Below are 16,023 nucleotides of genomic sequence, written 5' to 3'. Positions count from 1 at the left end.
TTGTGCCGGATTTTACTTATATGTATATTCAACAATACAGCATTTGATTTCTATTTGATTAAATAATTTGCAGCAATGAAACAGATTTTAGTACTGGCATCCATCGCCCTATTTTTATTCACAGGTTGTACATCAACTACCATGCAAAGCAGCTGGAAGGCTCCGGGGGCAACGTACAACAAAGAGCAATTCAAAAAGGTAATGGTTGTGGCTCTTTTTAAAGATGAGACATCCAGAAGAATCGCAGAAGATAAAATTGCTGCGAAAAACGATGCGTTCCATGCTTCCTATATGACTCTTGGTCCTGATCAGCAGAATATGGACGAAGCGGCTTTTACAGCTTTTGTGAAAAAAGAAGGCTACGATGGCGTGTTGACACTGCATTTGATAGACGTTGAAAAATCTACATCGTATGTGCCCGGCACCTATCAGGGTGGGTATTATGGTTGGTATGGAATGAATTACGGTGGTTTCTATTCACCCGGTTATTATACTGAAGACAACAATTATATTATTGAAACGAATGTGTTCTCCGTTTCTCAAAACAAACTGCTTTGGTCAGGTGTTACATCTACCTTAAACCCGGTAGATATGAATAAAACAATTGATGAAGTGTGGGATGCTGTTATCGCAAGAATGAAAAGAGAAGGTTTTATTATACCAACTAAATAAATTCCAAAAATCAAATAAACAAATTCCAAACGAATAGTATTTGTCATTCGTTTGGAATTTGTTTTTGTTATTGGAAATTTAATTCAGTCTTTTCTGAATCAGGTTTTCTACTGCCTTGCAAAAGACTTGGGGGCTCATGGTGCGCCAGTTCAATACTTCAAGCGTACCACCAAAATTAATATAATAATCAAGATTAAATTTTTTCCATTCCTCTAACACGTGTTCTCTGAAGTTAATGGCCGCGATCCAGCCATCTTCAATTTCTTCAAACCATTCAGCATAGTATTCGTCATCGCTGCCGTGAAAGTTCATGATGTTTTCGCCGATCAGAATATATTTTTTGATTCCTTCAGCAAGCAGCAGATCAATTACATTCCGTTTCAGAAACATAATATCGTTGTGAAGCGTATCGTTCCATTCACCAAGGAATTCGATCACAACAATCTGTTCATCGTAATCTGCAAACAGTATTTTTACATACAGTGTTTCCGATCCGATGAAATCCCATAACGGATGAATGTAATATCCGTAAATCGTATTGGTATAATATTCGGTATTGTACTGCGCTTCATAAAAAGGAGATCTTGGATCTTCGGCTGAAGAATAATTTTCTTCCCAGTTATAAAAGGGTTCAATATCATGCATGGCCGTTATAAGCGTTTATTGCGTTGCGGACATTGTTTCCGTTTTCTTCCAGTAATTTTTTTGCCGCATCTGTGTCAATCGATAGCTCATCCATAATCATACGTACGCCGCGATCCACCAATTTCAGATTACTCAGCTGCATGTCAACCATCTTGTTGCCTTTCACTTTTCCAAGCTGAATCATGACAGCGGTAGAGATCATATTCAGCGCAAGCTTTTGTGCCGTGCCGGCTTTCATACGTGTGCTGCCGGTTACAAACTCCGGACCGGTAACAACTTCTACAGGGAAGTTGCAGGCTGCAGCTACGGCAGAGCCGGGATTGCATACAATACATCCGGTATTGATGCCTGCTTCTTTAGCAGCTTTCAATCCGCCGATTACATAAGGTGTTCTACCTGATGCCGCTATGCCAATAACACTGTCATTTGTATTGATATTGTATTCTTTTAAATCAAGCCAGGCTTGTGTAGCATTATCTTCTGCAAATTCAACGGCTTTACGGATAGCACTGTCGCCGCCTGCAATAATGCCTACAACCATACCTTGCGGTACGCCATAGGTAGGAGGGCATTCAGAAGCATCCACTACACCCAGCCTGCCGCTAGTACCTGCACCGATATAAAACAGTCTGCCGCCAGCCTTCATGCGTGGTACGATAGAATGAATAAGCGCTTCCAATTGCGGCAGTGCTTTTTCAATCGCAAGCGGAACTGTTTTATCTTCTTTATTGATGTTCGTCAATAAGTCTGAAACAGACATCTGTTCCAGGTTTGAATAGTTAGACGATGATTCTGTTATGCTCATACAGTATGTTTCAAATGATATTCTTTTAACCCTTGCATCGGGTCATCAACAATTTTATCAATTTTGACTTTTTTATCCGACGCAACTTTTTCTAAGGCATCTCTTAAATGCAAGCCAATAGAACCAATAAAGCGCACGGGTAGTTTTTCAAAGTCATCGTATCTGCAAATACAGTTGTCAAATAATAAACGGAAATTCTCTTCGATCAATTCGTTTATGTAATTATCCGATTTATGCAGAATGGCAAAAGGTGCAAGTGAAGCCAGATAACGGTTTGGAAAAGGTTTTTTATATACTTTGTCCATTATGTCACTTTTGCGATCTGCAGTAAATACTTCAAAGCGTGCACGTATGTCAAGTGGCATCGATTCGCGGATATAATCGCGTGCCAGCAACTTGCCTAAGAAGCCGCCGCTGCCTTCGTCGCCCATATATAAACCGAGTGAATTGATGTTGCGTACGATCTTTTTGCCATCGTAATAACAGGTGTTTGACCCGGTACCGCTGATGCAGCAGATGCCTGTTTCATCGCCAAGTACCGAACGGGCAGCGGCAATCAGGTCGCTATCTACAAGTACAATGCAGTTATTGAACAGGGGAGAGATGGCACGTGCTACAACTGCTTGCTGTGCGGGCAATTCGCAGCCTGCACCATAAAAGTATACCGCCGTAATTAAACTGATCTGCGGAAGATTTGGTACCAGTTCTTTTTGCAGTGCTTCCTGTATTTCTTCTACCGTTTGATAATACGGATTAATACCGGTAGTACGGATAGAAAAATCTTCGCCGGGCTTTTTACCGGTGAACAACCAATTTGATTTTGTAGAACCACTATCGACGATTGCAATCATGTGTGTTAGTTACTAGTTACTAGTTTCTAGGTTCTAGACTAAAAACTGTACCGTTATTTATATTTTTGATTTTATATTTTTATCTGAAAACTAATATCTACTTCAGCAGCTGATAAGAAGTATTGTCTAGCAACTAGTACCTAGCAACTGGAAACTACTTCGTAACTAACTTTCCCACCACCGCAAACGTATCAAACACATTCTGCGTATGGGGGGCATCCTTCATTTCATCTGTCAGATCCTGTCCGGCCCAGTGTTCGTAATGCTTTCCGTTGCGCCATAATTTCGAGAGTGATACATCATAGATCAATCCCTTATATGCGCACCAGATCTCGGGCTTGTCCTGCCCGTTGCGCAGCGCCAGCTGGCTTTTAGTATACTCTTTCAGAGCAGATGGATCAGATGAGTTTAGCATGCGTATTGATCCAGCGGTAAGGAAGTTCGCTGCGGTTTGCGGTCAAGTAATCCGAATAGGAGCAAGGTATGATCGAGTTGCGCGCGTATTGGTGTTTGTTATTCGGGAACGGAACTTCCATCCACCACTTTTCCGTTTGCAGGTGTTTGTAAAAGGTTAGCTGCGATGGTTCACCCTGCATCGGTACAATATAGCGCACATATTTGCTGCTTGTAAAATCAGTATCTTCTTTGCGGTTATAAAAACCTTCAATGAAATACCAGATCATGGTTGCAATGACTGATGCCGTTTGTCTGCGCTCATCAAACAGCGGATTGTATTCATAGATGCCGATAGATGTAAGTTTTGAATTCAAACCCGCATACCAGCAGATCTGGCAGGCTTCTTCGCCTGTTAATCCAAAAGGTTGTGCGTTGGCGTTGCCTGCTGCATCGCTATGTCGTATGGCGGTTATATCAAAGCTGATCATATCCGCATCACGGATCACCGGTTCAATCTCATCCAGTCCTTCGCGCATTTGCCCAATGCGGTACATTTCAAAATAAAGTTTTTCAAGAACATTTAATGTTTCCTGATCGGTTAAATATGTTTGATACGCCAACTGAGAAAAGTTAAAAAGGAAATTCGGCTCGTGCAGCAGAATCCGGTGCAGGTGCGTTTTGCTGATATCTTCTGTCGGAATATTCATATCAATATGTGCATCGACATTCAATACACTTATCAGCTTATTGCTTCCGGCATACGCCTGAAACTGCCCAAGGTCCAGATCATGCGTGCCGCCAAACAATACCGGAATAATATTTAATTCCAGCAGGAATTCGCATACTTCTTTAATGCGTAAATAACTTTCTTCTACATTAATACCAACACGCAGATTTCCAAGATCGACAATGTTGTTGCTGCCGGCACCTCTGCGTAGTACATACAGTTTTTTGCGTATTTCATCCGCACCTTTTTCTGCGCCCATGTTAGTTGTCGAACCACGTTCTTCCGACAAGCCCACCAATGCAATGTGTACACCATTCAGATCCGGAAAAGAATCTTTATAGTATTGAATGGAGTTAGCGAAAATGTATGGTTCTAATAAATCGGAAGGTTGCAGTTCTATTGAAACAGGATCAAAAAAGATGCGAAGATTCATGTGTTGGCGTATAAATTGATATATGTAAATATAAGAAAGTGAATGAAGAAAAGGAAGGAAATGTTGGCGCAACCAGTGTACAACGACTGTAGGGGCAACCCTTGCGGTTGCCCGCCATTATAAAAACATTGCCCGGCATTATAAAACCATTGCCCAATATTAAAAACCCTTGCCCTAATTAATAAAACCGTTTCCCGATATCAAAACACCGTTAATGTTAATAGGACAACCGCAAGGGTTGCCCCTACTAATAGGACAACCGCAAGGTTGCCCCTACCGGAACAACTGCTTCCACGTGCCTTTTTCGCGACTGTATTTTAATGTACTGGGCATTGCCTTGAACCAGTATTTATTGATCTCTACCGCAAACGACGGCTGCATATAACAGTTGATCGTACAGCCCTCACACGCATCCAGTTTTCCTTCCTGCGCAATGATTGCCCGTACTTCTTTGGAATGATATAAGTCAAATAAATTATTTTCAATTTGAAATGAATCTGTGCCCAGATGATAACACGGAAGCACCAGTTTATTTTCCGGAGAAATAACTAAGGTAGAAGAAGCGGCTTTACAAACAGGATCTGCTGTGTGGTTGCCGCCATCCAGCCGCAATTGAATAAAGGCCTCATTGATGTAAATATTTTTTTGCTTTGCCCAGTAGGAAAGTATATCCAGTTCTTTTTTCTGCAGCCCGGTGCCAACTTCAACCTGGTTGTATTCAAACGAAGGGTTCAGGATCAGGATTAAATTATTAGGCAGGCAAATTTCCTCATACATTCTTTTTATGAGGTGTATGTTATGGTTGAATACAGTAAAAATAATATCCGGCCGTTCGCCCAGTGCCTTTGCTTTTTCAATGGATTCCAGTACAAAATCGAAACAGGCAACACCACGTAAAGTATCGTGTTCTGCCTTATCGGGCGAGTCCAGGGAGAAATGCAGCATATCAATCAATCCTTTCAAACGTTCTGCCCATTTCGGATACAGCAGTGCATTCGTTGTGAGTGTCGTGATCATACCATACTTTTTAGCGATACGTAGCAATGTATCCATTTCTCTGTGCAGTAACGGTTCACCCCCGGTAAAATCAATCACTTTTACCCCCAGCTTTTTGAGGTCGCGCATGTTTTGTTCAACCGCTTCGGGCGTTACATAGGGCGATGGTTTTTCCCAGATATCACAAAACCCACAAGTGGCATTGCACCGGTAGGTTACGTAATAATTACACAAAACAGGTTTTGATATCAGCCGCATAGGATACCTGCAAGTAGCATGGATTAAATGGAAAAATCAAAAAGGAGTTCCTTAATAATACTATCAAAGGCACTTACATGTTTATAAATATTGTGGGTAAAGTCCAAAAACGGCTCAATTATTACATTTAGAGCAATTTTACAAGGTATTTCATACACTGTATTCTCGTTTTTTTGTATATTTAACGCTTCCTTTTGAAGGAAACAAAATGTATCCAACTACAAAGAAATAAACAAAGTATTATGGTTGAAAATGTAAAAAGCAAAGCGCTGACTGGCGTTATCACTGGCGATCAGGTTCAGGATTTATTTGCAGCTGCTAAAAAGGCGAAACTTGCATTCCCTGCAGTAAACGTAGTAAGTACTGGTACTGTAAACGCAGTATTGGAAACAGCGAAACTTGCTAACTCTCCTGTTATTGTTCAGTTCTCTAACGGTGGTGGTCAATTCTATGCTGGTAAATCATTACCAAACGGAAAACAGGAAGCGTCTATTGCCGGTGCTATCTCTGGTGCACACCACGTTCATCAGGTTTCTGAATTATATGGTGTAGGTGTTATTTTACATACAGATCACGCTGCTAAAAAATTACTTCCATGGATTGATGGTTTGTTAGATGCAGGTGAAGCATTCTACAAAGTGCATGGCAAACCATTGTATTCTTCTCACATGTTAGATCTTTCTGAAGAGCCATTACATGAAAACATCGAAGTTTGCAAAAGATACCTTGAGCGTATGAGCAAAATCGGCATGACACTTGAAATTGAATTAGGTGTTACGGGTGGTGAAGAAGATGGTGTTGATAACTCAGGTATTCACCAGGATGAATTATATACAAAACCGGAAGAAGTTGCATATGCATACGAAGAACTTATGAAAGTAAGTGATAAGTTTACGATTGCTGCTGCATTTGGTAACGTACACGGTGTTTATACATCCGGAAGCGTTAAATTAGAGCCGAAAATTTTGAGAAAATCTCAGGATTTCATTAAAGCGAACTACGGTCGTACGGAAGAAAATCCATTGGATTTCGTATTCCATGGTGGTTCTGGTTCTTCTCAGGAAGAAATCCGTGAAGCAATCGGTTATGGCGTAGTTAAAATGAATTTAGATACAGATTTGCAATGGGCATTCTGGGAAGGTGTATTAAATTACTATAAAGCAAACGAAGCATATCTTCAAGGACAAATTGGTAACCCTAAAGGTGCTGATCAACCGAACAAGAAATTCTATGATCCACGCGTTTGGTTACGTAAAGGTGAAGATACATTTGTAGCCCGTTTAAAGAAAGCATTCGAAGACTTGAACTCATTCGATGCGAATACTAAAATGGGGAACTAATTTTCTTCAGAATTACTTCTTATATTTAAAGGGATGTTTTAGTACATCCCTTTTTTTTTGAGATTGTATCTCAAATAAAACCATAGTTGAATTATTTCGTAGTAATACTTAATTAGAATTTAAATAGGGAGTGAATTATGGAAAAGACGCAGCAAGAAGTAACGTTGATTGAAAAAGAAGATTTGCATTCAATATTATTTTCAAACAAAGATGTTATTGATGATCCCGTAAAAAGACGATTAAGACAGATTTATTTAGAGCGCGCAGAACGTTTAGGGAACGCCTACCACGGCAAAGTAAAAATGACTTTTATTACAGAAGAAGGTAAGCTCATGATGGTAAATACAACTATCTGGTCGGCCGATCAACAATATATTACATTAAAAGGAGGGATTCATATTCCTACGGTTGCAATCGTTGAAGTTGAATTCAGTTAATAAACAGTAGAAATTATTGCATTAAAAAAGCCTCTCCGCAAATTGCAGAGAGGCTTTTTTAGTAATGGAGTTGTATCGTCCTGAAATAAGTTGACACAAAATAGTCAAACTTATGGAAAAGACAGGAAAAAGAGTTTATGTAAAGCGGACTCAAAAAGATTACAGTTTAGCCTTTAAACTACAATTAGTAGATGAAGTAGAAAAAGGGGACTTAACCTACAAGCAGGCACAATTGAAATATGGTATCCAGGGAAGAAGTACCGTATTGACTTGGTTACGAAAACATGGTAGATTGGATTGGAAAGAATCTGACCAGATGAAAAAGAAGGCCCCCAATAAGCAAATCAAAGAACTGGAGCGTAAACTAAAACGCCTGGAAGCCGAGAAAGAAATTCTCAATGCCGCTATTGACATAGCAGATGAGCTGTTTGATACAGAAATCAGAAAAAAGTATTTGCCCCTCTCAGAAGCCGCTTTCAAAGAGAAGGGGAACAAAGAAGATTTATCACAGTAAAAGGTATAGCTTCAACGTTAGGTTATAGTCGTCAGTATTTATACAAAATGCTCAAGCAGGAGTTGATACTCATTGACAGAAGAAAGGCTATCAAACAACTGGTAGATACACAAAGAAAGCAGCTTCCTAGATTAGGAGGAAAAAAGACTTACCATATTATAAAGCCGTTTATTGATCAGGCAGAACTCAAAGTTGGCCGGGATAAACTCTTCTCAATATTAAGGTTTTATGATATGCTTATTAAGCCCAGGCGCAGATATATTCAAACAACGATGTCTAAGCATTGGCTCAGGAAATATCCCAATATAGTGAAAGGGCTCATCATACATAGACCTGAGCTGGTATGGGTTAGTGACATCACATACATAAAAACAGATGAAGGAAACTGCTATTTAAATATGGTCACTGATGCCTACAGCAGAAAAATAATGGGCTACTCTATAGCAGACTCTATGGATACAGAATCCATGATAAAAGCGTTTGAAATGGGATTGAAAAATAGAAAGTATCCTGATTCAAAATTGATTCATCATTCTGACAGAGGGCTTCAGTATTGCAGTAAAGAATATGTAGCATTGTCAAATAGCAATGGAGTAAGCATAAGTATGACCGAACAATCTGACCCTTATGAAAATGCGTTAGCTGAAAGGATGAATAGAACGCTCAAAGAAGAATTTGGATTAGGTCAAAAAATAATAACCAGACAAGTAGCAAAAGAGCTTACTGAGCAAGCAATACAATTATATAATAACGTAAGACCTCATTTATCATTAAAAATGAAAACGCCAGAAATGGTGCATTAAACAAAAATCCCAGTTACTTTTGATAACTGGGATTAGTATTAAAATCTGTCAACCTATTTCAGGACGATTCAAGTATTCTATCAGATGATGAGCATTACGTCTCCGTAACTTAAGAAATTATATTTCTCTTTTATAGCGGTTTTATATGCTTTTGTCATTAACTCATATCCGCCAAATGCACATGCCATCATATATAGCGTAGATTCCGGCATATGGAAATTTGTAAGCATACAGTTTGCGATTTTAAAATCATATGGCGGGAAGATAAAACGATCTGTCCATCCTGCATTTTGTTTCAAACGGTTGTTTGCTGAAACAGAAGATTCTAACGCACGCATACTTGTTGTACCAATGGCACATACGCGTTTTTTATTATCCAGTGCTTTATTTACCACGTCGGCTGTTGTGCTTTCAATGATAAAGTTTTCCGAATCCATTTTATGTTTCGTAAGATCTTCAACGTCTACCGTTCTAAAAGAACCTAAGCCCACATGTAATGTTAATGGAGCAAAGTTTACACCTTTGATTTCCATACGCTTCATTACCTGCTTTGTAAAGTGCAAGCCGGCTGTTGGAGCAGCTACCGCACCTTTGTTCTCAGCAAAGATTGTCTGGTAACGGTCTTTATCTGCTTCTTCAATCGGACGTTTGATATAACGCGGAAGAGGCGTTTCGCCAATCGTTTCAATGATTTTTGAAAAGTCTTCCGAATTACCGTCAAATAAGAAACGGATCGTACGGCCTCTGGAAGTTGTGTTATCTACAACCTCAGCCACCAGGTCGCTTTCGCCAAAGTATAATTTATTTCCTACACGTATCTTACGCGCCGGATCAACCAATACATCCCAAAGATGTAGTTCAGCATTCAGTTCGCGTAAAAGAAATACTTCAATCTTAGCGCCTGTTTTTTCTTTGTTACCATATAAACGCGCTGGAAATACCTTGGTATTGTTCATAACCATGATATCACCTTCGTCGAAATAATTGATAATGTCTTTGAAAATTTTGTGTTCGATGGTGCCTGTAGCGCGATTAATAACCATCATTTTTGCTTCGTCTCTGTTTGCAGCGGGGTGTTGTGCAACGAGTTCTGCCGGAAGGGCAAATTTAAATTCAGATAATTTCATTTAATATTACGGTATTAAATTTAGAGTGTAATTGAAGATGCAAAGATAACGCTTTTTTGCAGGAAAAAGTGCTAAATGGCCAAATGTGTTATTAAGTATTTGAAATTGAGAATGGTTTGGCAACATAGTGGAATGGAAACCGGTCATTCTAAAAGATGAAAAATTAAAAAAAAACTCTTAAAATAGTAAAAAGCAGCCTTTAACCGGCTGCTTTTTTACTATCAAAAACTAAAGAAGTCTTACTTAGGCATTAATACGGAATCAATAACATGAATAACTCCATTGGATTGATTCACATCGTATGTAGAGATCGTTGCCACATTGCCTGATTCATCTTTAACAACAATGTTATGTGCACCGTTTTTCATAATCGTAAGCGTACCGCCGCTAACCGTTTTTAATGTTGCTTTGCCTTTGCCTGCTGTAATTAATTTATCCATAGCAGCGTAGTCATACGTTCCGCTTACAACATGGTACGTTAATACTTTCGTAAGTGTCGCTTTATTCTCAGGCTTTAACAATGTTTCAACTGTTCCTTCAGGCAAGTTTTCAAACGCATCATTAACAGGAGCGAATACGGTGAAAGGTCCTTTGGATTGTAATGTTTCCACAAGGCCAGCTGCTTTTACGGCTGCTACCAACGTAGTATGTTTTTTTGAATTAACTGCATTCTCAACAATATTTTTTGTCGGATACATAGACTCTCCACCCACCATCACCGTGTTATCCATGGTTTGCGCGTGTGAAGAAAAAACAATAGCTGAAAAAAGAACAGCAGATGCAAGTGATTTTAAATTCATCGATTTCATAATTGTAAAAGGTTAGTGTTTCTAAAATTTGTATAGACTAGATACGAGTGCAGATCTTCAACTGGATTTTTGAAACAGATAAAAACTGAAATTAATTACAATTCAAATGCATCGTACTGAATCAAAACAATCACATTCAGCCTGTTCCGGATAATAAAAAAACAGGTGTTCTACATGAAACAACAATAATTTAATGCACTTGGATTTGCTTATATGCTCTAAACCATTCATATTTAATAAGGTAGTAGATACAAAACCGTTTTATCAAAGAACTATTATGTATAAGCATACCGTATCACAACATGTTTTTACGTTTGACAGCTTAACCGAATTGATGGCAAAGGCAAGTCCGCTGCGATCAGGTGATCAACTGGCAGGTATTGCAGCGGGTTCTTATCAGGAACGGATCGCGGCACAAATGGCGTTGGCAGATCTTCCACTCACTACTTTTTTACAAGAACCATTAATTCCTTACGAAAGTGATGAAGTAACACGATTGATCTTTGATACGCATGAACACACCGCATTTACAGCTATTGCACATCTTACCGTAGGTGATTTTAGAAATTTTTTGTTGAGCAACAATACACACACGTCTCAGTTAACAGCATTGCAAAAAGCAATTACGCCGGAAATGGCAGCAGCTGTTTCCAAAATAATGAATGTACAGGACCTGATTCTGGTCAGCTCGAAATGTGAGATCATTACACGCTTTAGAAATACGATTGGTGTTAAAGGTTGTATGTCTACAAGGCTGCAGCCCAATCATCCAACAGACGATTTAAAAGCGATCATGGCTTCTGTCCTGGATGGATTATTTTATGGGAGCGGAGACGCGGTTATTGGCATCAATCCGGCAACAGATCATATATCCACTCAGGTTCAATTGCTGAAACTGATCGATGCTGTACGAGAGCAATATGCTATTCCTACACAATCGTGTATCCTCAGTCACATTACAAATACCATTCTTGCTATTGAACAGGGTGCGCCCGTTGACCTGGTTTTTCAATCTATCGGAGGAACAGAAAAAACAAACAGCAGTTTTGGTATAAATCTTTCGCTGCTGCAGGAAGGTTACGAAGCGGCGTTATCGCTGGGGAGAGGAACGATAGGTAATAACGTTATGTATTTTGAAACGGGGCAGGGCAGTTCACTTTCTGCGAATGCGCATTACGGCATTGATCAGCAAACGCTGGAAGCACGTGCATATGCAGTTGCCCGTGCGTTCAATCCGCTTCTGGTGAATACAGTGGTGGGTTTTATTGGCCCTGAATATTTGTTTGATGGAAAACAAATTATACGCGCAGGACTCGAAGATCATTTTTGCGGCAAACTGATGGGGCTTCCTATGGGCTGCGATATCTGTTATACCAATCATGCAGATGCGGATCAGGATGATATGGATGCATTATTAACGTTGTTAGGTGTAGCAGGCTGTAATTTTATTATGGGAGTACCCGGCTCAGATGATATTATGCTGAACTATCAAAGCACTTCTTTTCACGATGCATTGTATATCCGAAAACTACTGAACGTAAAACCTGCACCCGAGTTTGAAGAATGGTTATTGAAAATGGGCATCATGAATACGCAACATGAAATTACGGTTCACAGAATATACTGCGGTTAGATGATTTAAATGGACTAACCGGATAACCTTATGGAAGAAGATTACTGGAAGGAATTACGGAAGTTTACACATGCACGTATAGCTATAGGCCGTGCAGGGAATGCGTTGCCTACTTCTGAAGTATTGAAGTTCCGGATGGCACATGCCATAGCACGGGATGCCGTTCAGTCTGAAGTAAACATGGAGTTGTTACAGGAAAAACTTTTTGATCTGGGACTGAACGTGCAACAGGTGAAAAGCCACGCCGCAGATCGGTTGGATTATATAAGACATCCGCACAAGGGTAGATTGCTGCATGAGCAAAGCAGACAGCAATTAGAAGCATTGCATATTGAGAAAACAGATTTGTGTATCATCTTTGCCGACGGTTTATCCGCAGATGCTGTGAATCTGCATGCCATTCCTTTTCTAACAATCTTATTGAAAAATTTATCGTTCTGGAACATTGCTCCGGTAGTGCTTGCAGAACAAGGTAGGGTTGGATTATCTGATCCCGTTGGTGAAGCACTGAACGCACGAATATCATTGATTTTATTAGGAGAACGTCCGGGTTTAAGCGCACCAACAAGCTTGGGTGCATATATCACCTATATGCCGCAAAGCGGCAATACGGATGAAAAAAGAAATTGTGTTTCTAATATTCAGCCTGCAGGATTGAGCTATGAACAAGCCGTGGAAAAAATTTCATATCTCTTACATGAAATGCGCAGGCAGCAAGTATCTGGTATTATGCTTAAAGATAATCAGCAAAATAATTTCTTATATTGAATATATTTTTTACAAAAAGATACGGATATGAAAGAACTTGATAATTTTTATTTCCGTCAGGAAGAGCCTGTTAAAAGCTGTATGCTGGCGTTGCGGAGTATTATACTTTCACAGCATGAAGAGATCACAGCAGAATGGAAGTATGGCATGCCATTTTTTTGTTTTAAAGGAAAAATGTTTTGTTACATATGGTTGCATAAAAAATACAATATGCCTTATATAGGCATGGTAGAAGGCAAACATATTGAACATCCGAAACTCATTCAGGAAAACCGTTCGCGCATGAAAATCATGTTATTCGAAGCAGATAAAGATCTTCCCGTTAAAACAATTGAACAGATTGTACAAAAGGCAATCGGCTTATATGTATCAGGTGAAATTAAAATTAAATGATACCAGGCGGAAATACATTGAAAGAAACAGCTGTTGTACCAGCTGCAACAGGTTATGATCGGATTGCATTTATCTACGATATAATAGCTGGAATTGCATCATTCGATCAAATCAACAAAAGTCAGCTTGCCTTTTTATCAAGTATTCCAACTCAATCTACGTGTTTGATCTTGGGCGGTGGTACAGGTTATTTTTTACAGAAGCTGCTGGAACAAAACGCAACGATACAGGTGACCTATGTGGACGCTTCTCAAAAAATGATTGAGTTCGCACAGAAACGTATTGCTGAAAAAAAACCTTATGACGCACATCGGGTAACATTTGTTTGTAAGCAGGTAAATGTATTTGAATTCGACACGTACGATAGTATTGTTTGTAATTATTTTTTAGATCTTTTTGAAGAGGCGGATGTAACTATGTTGATTAAAAAATTTAAAAAGCATCTGAAAAAAGATGGTATACTCTATATCACAGACTTTACAATGCCGATACGCACAGGCATCATTGAATGGAGTGCAAAAGCAGGATTGAAAGTGTTGTATTGGTTTTTTAAACGGACTACTTCTTTGTCAAATAATCAGCTGCCCGATATTGAATCTGTTGTATTGAAACAGGATTTTATAAAGCTGCATTCTGCGGATTTTTTTAAAGGCATATTAAGATGCAGTTTGTATCGTTGATTTAAGAGTATGATTTTACAGATATATTTTTTATCTTATATACATAATGCACTGGCGTTAGATGTTGTATCTTTCTAGCCGCAATATCAATTTTTAATACAGTTATAGTAAATAATGAGAAAATTAATCGCATCCATCAACATGACCCTGGATGGATTCTGTGATCATACAGCAGTGATTGCCGATGAAGAAATGCACCAGCATGTAAACGATCTTTTTAAAACGGCAGATACAACTATTTTCGGACGTGTTACCTACCAGCTTATGGAAAGCGGTTGGCCACCAATTGTAAAAGAGCCTACAGGTGTTAAGGCCATTGATGAATTTGCTATATTGATTGATACCATACATAAAATTGTTTTCTCCCATACACTGAAAGGGCTTACCTGGAAAAATAGCACACTTGCCAAAGGTGAATTAAAAGCAGAAATTATCCGCTTAAAGCAACAGCCAGGGAAAAATATTCTTGTCGGAAGTCCCAGTCTTATTGTAGCGTTAACGCAATTCGGTTTGATCGATGAATACCAGTTATGCATACAGCCAATTATTTTAGGTAAAGGGCTAATCTTGTTTAAACACATGCAGGATCGGATAGATTTGAAATGCATACGAACAGAAACATATGCATCTGGCGCTATCCTTGCACGCTATGAACCCGCAACTAAAAATCAATAACACAAAGTACAATCACAGCTTCATAAAAAATCATAACATTCCTTTATGAAAAAGAAAATTTGGATTTCGGTAGTTGTTTTATTTATTCTTGCGCTTATAATCAAACCGGTAATGACCGCAGCACAGCAAAAGAAAGAGTTTAAGTATCACAACAATCTTTTAAAAACAATTACACTTACTTCAACGGATTTTATTGCAGACGGAAAAATCCCTGTTGAATGTACAGGAGATGGAGAAGAGCTTTCTCCTGCATTACAATGGACTAATATACCGAAAGGAACAAAATCATTTGTGTTGCTGATGACAGATTATGATGCTCCTGCACCGTTTTTTAAAATAAGCACCGTAGATCATTGGGTTATATATAATATTCCTGCTGAACATACTGCATTAAGCAAAGGCCTGACAAGCGGGCAACTGCAGGAGAGTAATATAAGTTCAGGACAGAATTTTAAGAAGGGAATAGAATACAAAGGCCCAAAGCCGCCGCTTGGTGTGCACAACTATTATTTCCGTGTATATGCGTTATCTGTCTCTGCACTTAATCTGAAAAATCCAACAAAACAAGAGGTCATGAACGCAATGAAAGGGAAGGTCCTTGCATATGGAGAATTGATAGGGAAATATTAAGAGCAGCTACGATGTAGCGTAAATTAAAAATAACTTTCCATTATTTCACTCGCCATTTTCATCGATAAGGGTTTAACACGAAAGCCTGCAACTTCTTTATATTGTTCTGCTCTCTTTCTGTGTTCAGGGTTTACAGAGGTTGTAAGCATAATGACTTTAATGTTGGTTATATAATTCTGCGGAAGCTGTGCGTATTTTTCAAGGAATTCCCATCCATCCATGCCTGGCATATTAATGTCTAAAAAAATCAATTCCGGACGGTCAGGATCTATCTGCGCATTTTGAGACAATATATCCAATGCCCTATGCGCGCTTTGCAATACGATGATTTCATTTGCGCAAGCTGTTTTAGTTAATATGATTTTGTTGATGAAGTTTACTGCTTCATCATCGTCAATCAAAAAAATCTGATTTAATTTAGTCACGGTCAT

General features: G+C 39.0%; 20 protein-coding genes. 11 read left to right on the top strand and 9 right to left on the bottom strand.

Going from position 1 to position 16,023, the window contains the following annotated elements; all coding sequences use genetic code 11:
- The first annotated feature begins 75 nt into the window (after positions 1-75).
- Entirely contained in the window at positions 76-672 is a 597-nt protein-coding gene (locus tag CHU_RS14915; protein ID WP_011586417.1) for a hypothetical protein, read from the top strand.
- 78 nt (positions 673-750) lie between these two features.
- Here CHU_RS14915 and CHU_RS14910 read toward each other — a convergent pair whose 3' ends face one another.
- The 6 genes from CHU_RS14910 to CHU_RS14885 form a co-directional block, all read right to left on the bottom strand.
- Positions 751-1,317, bottom strand: coding sequence for a hypothetical protein (locus tag CHU_RS14910; RefSeq protein ID WP_011586416.1), 567 nt, complete (start codon positions 1,315-1,317; stop codon positions 751-753).
- The gene (murQ, locus tag CHU_RS14905; protein ID WP_011586415.1) at positions 1,310-2,122 is read right to left on the bottom strand and encodes an N-acetylmuramic acid 6-phosphate etherase; all 813 of its coding nucleotides are present in this window, start codon (positions 2,120-2,122) and stop codon (positions 1,310-1,312) included. The genes CHU_RS14910 and murQ overlap by 8 nt, the downstream gene beginning before the upstream one ends.
- Entirely contained in the window at positions 2,119-2,973 is an 855-nt protein-coding gene (locus CHU_RS14900; RefSeq protein ID WP_011586414.1) for a hypothetical protein, read from the bottom strand. Before CHU_RS14900 ends, murQ begins: the two co-directional genes overlap by 4 nt.
- Before the next feature lie 154 nt (positions 2,974-3,127).
- Entirely contained in the window at positions 3,128-3,388 is a 261-nt protein-coding gene (locus CHU_RS14895; protein WP_041932436.1) for a cytochrome b5 domain-containing protein, read from the bottom strand.
- Entirely contained in the window at positions 3,372-4,529 is a 1,158-nt protein-coding gene (locus CHU_RS14890; protein WP_041932435.1) for a formimidoylglutamase, read from the bottom strand. Before CHU_RS14890 ends, CHU_RS14895 begins: the two co-directional genes overlap by 17 nt.
- A gap of 273 nt (positions 4,530-4,802) precedes the next feature.
- A complete protein-coding gene (locus CHU_RS14885) occupies positions 4,803-5,783 on the bottom strand; it encodes a radical SAM protein (protein WP_011586411.1) in 981 nt (326 codons plus the stop codon).
- A 242-nt stretch (positions 5,784-6,025) separates the two neighbouring features.
- On the opposite strand from CHU_RS14885, the gene fbaA reads away from it, so the two are divergent.
- The 4 genes from fbaA (at position 6,026) to CHU_RS14860 (ending at position 8,877) form a co-directional block, all read left to right on the top strand.
- Positions 6,026-7,123 (top strand): class II fructose-bisphosphate aldolase, encoded by a 1,098-nt coding sequence (fbaA, locus tag CHU_RS14875; RefSeq protein ID WP_011586409.1) that lies wholly within the window; start codon positions 6,026-6,028, stop codon positions 7,121-7,123.
- A gap of 137 nt (positions 7,124-7,260) precedes the next feature.
- Positions 7,261-7,560 carry a hypothetical protein gene (locus tag CHU_RS14870; protein WP_011586408.1) on the top strand — a complete coding sequence of 100 codons (300 nt, stop codon included), beginning with the start codon at positions 7,261-7,263 and terminating at the stop codon, positions 7,558-7,560.
- A gap of 112 nt (positions 7,561-7,672) precedes the next feature.
- Entirely contained in the window at positions 7,673-8,074 is a 402-nt protein-coding gene (locus tag CHU_RS19890) for an IS3 family transposase (protein ID WP_011585551.1), read from the top strand.
- A complete protein-coding gene (locus tag CHU_RS14860; RefSeq protein WP_148206043.1) occupies positions 8,065-8,877 on the top strand; it encodes an IS3 family transposase in 813 nt (270 codons plus the stop codon). The genes CHU_RS19890 and CHU_RS14860 overlap by 10 nt, the downstream gene beginning before the upstream one ends.
- Before the next feature lie 80 nt (positions 8,878-8,957).
- Here the strand turns inward: CHU_RS14860 and queA are convergent, their stop codons facing one another.
- Positions 8,958-10,004 carry a tRNA preQ1(34) S-adenosylmethionine ribosyltransferase-isomerase QueA gene (gene queA / locus CHU_RS14855; protein WP_011586406.1) on the bottom strand — a complete coding sequence of 349 codons (1,047 nt, stop codon included), beginning with the start codon at positions 10,002-10,004 and terminating at the stop codon, positions 8,958-8,960.
- A gap of 239 nt (positions 10,005-10,243) precedes the next feature.
- Positions 10,244-10,813, bottom strand: coding sequence for a fasciclin domain-containing protein (locus tag CHU_RS14850; RefSeq protein ID WP_011586405.1), 570 nt, complete (start codon positions 10,811-10,813; stop codon positions 10,244-10,246).
- Between the two features lie 277 nt (positions 10,814-11,090).
- On the opposite strand from CHU_RS14850, the gene CHU_RS14845 reads away from it, so the two are divergent.
- From CHU_RS14845 to CHU_RS14820, 6 genes are all read left to right on the top strand, one after another.
- Positions 11,091-12,446, top strand: coding sequence for an ethanolamine ammonia-lyase subunit EutB (locus CHU_RS14845; RefSeq protein ID WP_011586404.1), 1,356 nt, complete (start codon positions 11,091-11,093; stop codon positions 12,444-12,446).
- Positions 12,447-12,476: 30 nt separating this feature from the next.
- On the top strand, positions 12,477-13,214 hold the full coding sequence (gene eutC / locus CHU_RS14840) for an ethanolamine ammonia-lyase subunit EutC (RefSeq protein WP_011586403.1): 738 nt from the start codon (positions 12,477-12,479) through the stop codon (positions 13,212-13,214).
- A gap of 27 nt (positions 13,215-13,241) precedes the next feature.
- Positions 13,242-13,607 carry a DUF1801 domain-containing protein gene (locus tag CHU_RS14835; RefSeq protein WP_011586402.1) on the top strand — a complete coding sequence of 122 codons (366 nt, stop codon included), beginning with the start codon at positions 13,242-13,244 and terminating at the stop codon, positions 13,605-13,607.
- Complete coding sequence (locus CHU_RS14830) at positions 13,604-14,287, top strand: class I SAM-dependent methyltransferase (RefSeq protein ID WP_011586401.1); 684 nt, start codon at positions 13,604-13,606, stop codon at positions 14,285-14,287. Before CHU_RS14835 ends, CHU_RS14830 begins: the two co-directional genes overlap by 4 nt.
- A gap of 114 nt (positions 14,288-14,401) precedes the next feature.
- A complete protein-coding gene (locus CHU_RS14825) occupies positions 14,402-14,962 on the top strand; it encodes a dihydrofolate reductase family protein (RefSeq protein WP_041932434.1) in 561 nt (186 codons plus the stop codon).
- Positions 14,963-15,007: 45 nt separating this feature from the next.
- Positions 15,008-15,592, top strand: a complete 585-nt coding sequence (locus CHU_RS14820; RefSeq protein ID WP_011586399.1) for a YbhB/YbcL family Raf kinase inhibitor-like protein — start codon at positions 15,008-15,010, stop codon at positions 15,590-15,592.
- Positions 15,593-15,615: 23 nt separating this feature from the next.
- Here the strand turns inward: CHU_RS14820 and CHU_RS14815 are convergent, their stop codons facing one another.
- Entirely contained in the window at positions 15,616-16,023 is a 408-nt protein-coding gene (locus CHU_RS14815; RefSeq protein WP_011586398.1) for a response regulator, read from the bottom strand.

The sequence above is a fragment of the Cytophaga hutchinsonii ATCC 33406 genome (genome assembly GCF_000014145.1).
Taxonomy (GTDB): domain Bacteria; phylum Bacteroidota; class Bacteroidia; order Cytophagales; family Cytophagaceae; genus Cytophaga; species Cytophaga hutchinsonii.
Note: the sequence above shows the minus strand (reverse complement) of the source record. Positions and strands in the feature narration are given on the sequence as shown.

Bases quoted from the DNA above. Each gene is read 5' to 3' on its own strand.
- CHU_RS14915 (WP_011586417.1), top strand. From the start codon at position 76: ATGAAACAGATTTTAGTACTGGCATCCATCGCCCTATTTTTATTCACA.
- CHU_RS14910 (WP_011586416.1), bottom strand. From the start codon at position 1,317: ATGCATGATATTGAACCCTTTTATAACTGGGAAGAAAATTATTCTTCA.
- murQ (WP_011586415.1), bottom strand. From the start codon at position 2,122: ATGAGCATAACAGAATCATCGTCTAACTATTCAAACCTGGAACAGATG.
- CHU_RS14900 (WP_011586414.1), bottom strand. From the start codon at position 2,973: ATGATTGCAATCGTCGATAGTGGTTCTACAAAATCAAATTGGTTGTTC.
- CHU_RS14895 (WP_041932436.1), bottom strand. From the start codon at position 3,388: ATGCTAAACTCATCTGATCCATCTGCTCTGAAAGAGTATACTAAAAGC.
- CHU_RS14890 (WP_041932435.1), bottom strand. From the start codon at position 4,529: ATGAATCTTCGCATCTTTTTTGATCCTGTTTCAATAGAACTGCAACCT.
- CHU_RS14885 (WP_011586411.1), bottom strand. From the start codon at position 5,783: ATGCGGCTGATATCAAAACCTGTTTTGTGTAATTATTACGTAACCTAC.
- fbaA (WP_011586409.1), top strand. From the start codon at position 6,026: ATGGTTGAAAATGTAAAAAGCAAAGCGCTGACTGGCGTTATCACTGGC.
- CHU_RS14870 (WP_011586408.1), top strand. From the start codon at position 7,261: ATGGAAAAGACGCAGCAAGAAGTAACGTTGATTGAAAAAGAAGATTTG.
- CHU_RS19890 (WP_011585551.1), top strand. From the start codon at position 7,673: ATGGAAAAGACAGGAAAAAGAGTTTATGTAAAGCGGACTCAAAAAGAT.
- queA (WP_011586406.1), bottom strand. From the start codon at position 10,004: ATGAAATTATCTGAATTTAAATTTGCCCTTCCGGCAGAACTCGTTGCA.
- CHU_RS14850 (WP_011586405.1), bottom strand. From the start codon at position 10,813: ATGAAATCGATGAATTTAAAATCACTTGCATCTGCTGTTCTTTTTTCA.
- CHU_RS14845 (WP_011586404.1), top strand. From the start codon at position 11,091: ATGTATAAGCATACCGTATCACAACATGTTTTTACGTTTGACAGCTTA.
- eutC (WP_011586403.1), top strand. From the start codon at position 12,477: ATGGAAGAAGATTACTGGAAGGAATTACGGAAGTTTACACATGCACGT.
- CHU_RS14835 (WP_011586402.1), top strand. From the start codon at position 13,242: ATGAAAGAACTTGATAATTTTTATTTCCGTCAGGAAGAGCCTGTTAAA.
- CHU_RS14830 (WP_011586401.1), top strand. From the start codon at position 13,604: ATGATACCAGGCGGAAATACATTGAAAGAAACAGCTGTTGTACCAGCT.
- CHU_RS14825 (WP_041932434.1), top strand. From the start codon at position 14,402: ATGAGAAAATTAATCGCATCCATCAACATGACCCTGGATGGATTCTGT.
- CHU_RS14820 (WP_011586399.1), top strand. From the start codon at position 15,008: ATGAAAAAGAAAATTTGGATTTCGGTAGTTGTTTTATTTATTCTTGCG.
- CHU_RS14815 (WP_011586398.1), bottom strand. From the start codon at position 16,023: ATGACCGTGACTAAATTAAATCAGATTTTTTTGATTGACGATGATGAA.